General features: G+C 75.1%; 2 protein-coding genes and 1 pseudogene. 2 read left to right on the plus strand and 1 reads right to left on the minus strand.

Annotated elements, in window-relative coordinates:
- The first annotated feature begins 18 nt into the window (after positions 1-18).
- Both CCN33_RS27490 and CCN33_RS27495 read left to right on the plus strand, forming a co-directional pair.
- Complete coding sequence (locus CCN33_RS27490; RefSeq protein WP_086696123.1) at positions 19-624, plus strand: Rv1733c family protein; 606 nt, start codon at positions 19-21, stop codon at positions 622-624.
- A gap of 302 nt (positions 625-926) precedes the next feature.
- Positions 927-3,368, plus strand: coding sequence for a right-handed parallel beta-helix repeat-containing protein (locus CCN33_RS27495; RefSeq protein WP_086696124.1), 2,442 nt, complete (start codon positions 927-929; stop codon positions 3,366-3,368).
- Between the two features lie 7 nt (positions 3,369-3,375).
- On the opposite strand, the pseudogene CCN33_RS27500 reads toward CCN33_RS27495, so the two are convergent.
- Positions 3,376-4,873: pseudogene (locus CCN33_RS27500) on the minus strand (hypothetical protein); the annotation flags it as partial.

The following is a 4,873-nucleotide window of genomic DNA, read 5'->3' on the forward strand; positions in this document are numbered from 1 at the left end:
AGCGAAGGGGGCGGGGGCGTGCAGACCATCAGCGGGGTGTGGCGCTGGCGCGGCAATCCGCTGCGCCGCCCGACCGATGTCGCGGAGGCATGGGTGTGTCTCCTGGCGTTGCTGCTGACGCTCGTGGCCATGCCCGTCGTCGGCACGGTCACCGGGTCCGCCGCGCAGGACTCGCTGCGGCGCTCGGTGCGCGAGCAGCGGCACACCCGTCATCTCGTCACGGCCACCGTGCTGCGCACCCTCGCGCAGCCTGCGTCCGAGGCCGACCCCGACACGGGCGCGGCCCGTACCTCCCGCACCCGGGTCCTGGCCGGATGGACCGCGCCGGACGGCACCCGTCGCCGGGGCGCGGTGCTGGCGGACGTCAAGTCCCCCCGCGCGGGTGAGCACTTCAGGCTGTGGACGGACCCGACCGGGCGAATAACGACCCGGCCGCTGGACTCCGCCACCGCGCGGGCGCACGCGGTGCTGGCCGGTTTCGGCGCCGCCGTGGTGGTGGCCGGGCTCATCGAGAGCGTGCGGCGCCTCCTGGTCTGGCGCATGGTCCGCCGTCGGTACGCGAGTTGGGACCGCGCCTGGGACCGGGCGGGCCCCGACTGGGGCAAGGCCGGTACGGGCTGCTAGGGCCCTTCCCCAGGCTATGGCCGGCTCGGGCCGACAGCGCCTCTCGGTCAAACCCGGGCCGGGCTCCCGGGCGGGGTTCCGGCTCTGGTCGGTCCGCCACCCGCGCGCACGCTACGGTGGACCGGCCGACTCGCTTTCGGCATCGACCCGCGCGCGAGCGAGCCGAAGGCCGCGCCGGAGTCCGGAACACGCGCACACGCGAACGCCCATTCGGGCGCTCCGCGGTCGCCGTCCCGGCACCGGCTGCGGAGCCCCTGAGGCGGACGAGCACAAGTACCACGAGGTGGGGGCACGGCAACGCCATGGCACAGGGCACGGTCCAGGTGACGCACACCGGCACATCGCGGTGGCGGCGCCGCACGGGTGAGTACGCGTCGCTCGCGGCCGCGCTGGAGGCCGCCTCCGACGGCGACGTCCTCACCATCGCCCCCGGCACCTACCGGGAGAACCTCGTCGTGCGGCGGGAGGTGACACTGCGGGGCCCCGACAACGCGCCGGGCTCGGTGCGGATCGCTCCCGTGGACGGCGTGCCGCTGACCGTGCGGGCCTCAGCCGTGGTGCAGGGCCTGCATGTGGAGGGCCAGGACGGCGCCGCCCCGGCGCTGCTGGTGGAGGAGGGCACGCCCGAGCTGCTGGACGTGCGGATCGTGACCCGCTCCGCCTCCGGCATCGAGGTGCGCGGCGGGGCCAGGCCGACCGTGCGCCGCTGCACGGTGGACAACCCGGCAGGCATCGGCGTCCTCGTCCTCGACGGCGCCGCCGGGGTGTTCGAGGAGTGCGAGGTCGTCTCGGCAGGCCAGGCGGGCGTGGCGGTGCGCGGCGGCGGCCATCCGCGCCTGGACCGCTGCCGGGTGCACCACGCCTCGGGCACCGGACTCAGCGCGACCGGCGAGAACACCGCCCTGGAGGCGTTCGGCTGCGAGGTGTACGAGGTGCGCGGCGCCGGGGTGCAGGTCACCCAGCGGGCCACCGCCCACCTCACCGACTGCGAGGTGCACCGCACCTCGGCGGACGGCGTCACCCTCGACACCGACGCGGTGCTGACGCTGGCCGACTGCCGTATCCACGACATCCCGGAGAACGCGGTCGACCTGCGCTCCCGCTCGGTGCTGACCCTGACCCGGACCACGGTGCGCCAGTTCGGGCGCAACGGACTGTCGGTCTGGGACCCCGGCACGCGCGTGGACGCCAACCAGTGCGAGATCTTCGACAGCACCGGTGACTACCCGGCGGTCTGGGTGAGCGACGGGGCGACGGCCGTGCTGGACTCCTGCCGGGTGCACGACGTGCCGGACGCGCTGTTCGTGCTGGACCGGGGCTCCCGCGCGGACGTGGTGGACAGCGACCTCTCCCAGGTGCGCAACACGGCGGTCTCGGTGAGCGACGGCGCGACCGCCCAGCTCGACGACTGCCGTATCCGGGACGCCGCGACCGGGGCCTGGTTCCGTGACCACGGCAGCGGTGGCACCCTGAGCAACTGCACGGTGGACGGCACCCAGACCGGCGTGATCGTCACCAAGGGCGCCGACCCGACGATCGAGCGCTGCGCGGTGGAGAGCCCGGCCGAGGCCGGGTTCTACGTCTCGGCGGGCGGCCGGGGCAGCTTCGTCAACTGCCGGGTGACCGGCAGCGGCGGCTACGGCTTCCATGTGCTCGACGGCTGCCGCACGACCCTGCGCAAGTGCCGCACGGAGCGGTGTGTGCGCGGCGGTTACGAGTTCGCCGAGGGCGGCCCGGACGCGGGCACGGGCGCCGGACCGGTCGTGGAGGAGTGCTCCAGCGACGAGAGCGGCGCGCTGCGGCCCCCGGCGGCGCGGGACACGGCGGTGCAGACGGTACCGGCGTCCACCGGCGGACTGCTCGGCGCGATTCCGGGGCAGCGCGCCGTGGGCGCGGAGCCGGCGGCGGCGCCGCCCGTGCCGGAGCGGGAGTCCCGTACGCCGAAGGCCGTGATGGGTGAACTCGACGCGCTGGTGGGCCTGGAGAGCGTCAAGCGCGAGGTGCGGGCGCTGACCGACATGATCGAGGTGGGCAGACGCCGCCAGAAGGCGGGCCTGAAGGCGGCCTCGGTGAAGCGGCACCTGGTCTTCACCGGCTCCCCCGGCACCGGCAAGACGACGGTGGCCCGGCTGTACGGCGAGATCCTGGCCGCGCTCGGGGTGCTGGAGATAGGGCATCTGGTGGAGGTGTCGCGGGTCGACCTGGTGGGCGAGCACATCGGTTCCACCGCGATCCGCACCCAGGAGGCGTTCGAACGGGCGCGTGGCGGTGTGCTGTTCATCGACGAGGCGTACGCGCTGTCCCCGGAGGACGCCGGGCGTGACTTCGGCAAGGAGGCCATCGACACCCTGGTGAAGCTGATGGAGGACCACCGGGACGCGGTCGTGGTGATCGTGGCGGGCTACACGGCGGAGATGGAGCGCTTCCTCTCGGTCAACCCCGGTGTGGCGTCCCGTTTCTCGCGGACGATCACCTTCGGTGACTACGGGCCCGAGGAGTTGCTGCGGATCGTGGAGCAGCAGGCCGACGAGCACGAGTACCGGCTCGCGTCCGGCACGGCGGAGGCGTTGCTGAAGTACTTCACGGCCCTGCCGAAGGGCCCGGCGTTCGGCAACGGCCGCACCGCGCGGCAGACCTTCGAGGCGATGGTGGAGCGGCACGCGAGCCGGGTGGCGCAGTTCGCCGACCCGAGCACCGACGACCTGACCCTGCTGTACCCGGAGGACCTGCCCGAACTGCCGTGAGGCGGGGTCATGTCCGGCCGGGTTCCGGTCGGGGCGCGGGCAGATCGGGGTGGAGGCGCGCCAGCAGGCGGTCGCGTTCGCGGACGAAGACCGGGTCCTCCTGGTAGTCGGAGTGGCCGAGGATCGGCGCGGGCAGCGGGTGTTCGGGGGTACGGCCGTAGGCGCGCGGGTCGGGCAGCGGCGCGTGGTCGACCTCGGTGCCGTGCCCGGCGGGCAGCCGGATCGGGCCGCCGATGGGGTCGGTGCGGCGGTGCAGGTTGCGCCAGCAGCAGATGTCCCGGTGCAGGGCGGCGAGGGCGGCCGGGCCGAAGTGGGCCGGGAACCAGCGCCCGTAGAGCCGTTCCAGCGGTGAGCCGTAGGTGAGCAGGGCGACGCGCTGCCGTACGGCGGGCGGGAGCTGCCACGCCGCGGCGGCGACCAGGACGCTGCCCTGCGAGTGGCCGGAGAGGACGAGACGGCCGCCGGTGCGCTCGGTCCAGGTCGCGGTGCGCCAGGTCAGGTCGGGTACGGCGCGCTCGGCGTAACAGGGAGGCGCGAAGGGGTGGGCCGCGCGCGGCCAGAAGGTGCCGACGTCCCACAGGATGCCTATGGTCCGGCGGGCCGAGGCGTCCTTGTAGGCCCGGCGTCCCCAGGTGACGAAGAGCAGGAAGCCCACGCCGACCAGCCAGGAGCCGAGCGTCTGGCAGATCTCGGCGGTGGTCCGGACGGGGGTCCCGGCGTCCCGGGCGGCATGGGCGGGCGCGAGCCCGGTGGCGAGGGCACCGGTGAGGGCTCCCGCGCCGGCGATCAGGGTGGCGACGGAGCCGACGGCGAGGATCAGGGGCGCGCGGTCGGTGAGCGTGGCCATGGCGCGGACGTGGGCGATGCGCCTCGTGCGGTGCGGGTCCTCGGGCTCGCCGGGATGCTCGGCACGCACCCGTCGGCGCTCGGCGCGGGCGAGGCGCGCGGTACGCCGGGCCAGGACGGCGATCAGGGCGAGGAGCACGGCGAGTACGGGCGGGATCGCGGACGCCTGCCAGGTCAGGGTGACGGGCGGCCCGGTGATCGAGGCGCGGGTGCCGTCCAGCCAGTCGGCGACGCGCTGGGCGACCCCACCGGAGGCGACTCCGCCGAGGGCGCACGCGAGCAGGGCGACGGCGGGTCCGCCGAGGCCGCGCATCGCGGCGCGGGGGTCGGGCATACGCCGGTGCAGCCGGCGGGCGACGGCCGCGAGGGCGACGACGAGGGCGCCCTGGGCCAGCATGATCGCGCCGAACGCCGGGTCGCCGGGCAGCCGCCCGGCGGACTGCCAGCCGGGCCGGGACCAGCAGGCGTAGGTGACGGCGAGCAGCAGCAGGACCAGGGCGCCGAGCGGGAGGGCGCGCAGCAGGTGGCGGTCGAGCGTCTGGTCGAGTTGGCGCTCGCTGCGGCCCCGGCGGCACACCACCGTGACGGCCACGCAGGCCCAGACGAGGATGCCCGCGCCGAGCAGGACGCCGAGGAGGTGGAGGAGCGGGGGTCCGCCG

It is taken from the genome of Streptomyces recifensis (assembly GCF_002154615.1).
GTDB lineage: Bacteria > Actinomycetota > Actinomycetes > Streptomycetales > Streptomycetaceae > Streptomyces > Streptomyces griseoluteus.

Bases quoted from the DNA above. Each gene is read 5' to 3' on its own strand.
- CCN33_RS27495 (WP_086696124.1), top strand. From the start codon at position 927: ATGGCACAGGGCACGGTCCAGGTGACGCACACCGGCACATCGCGGTGG.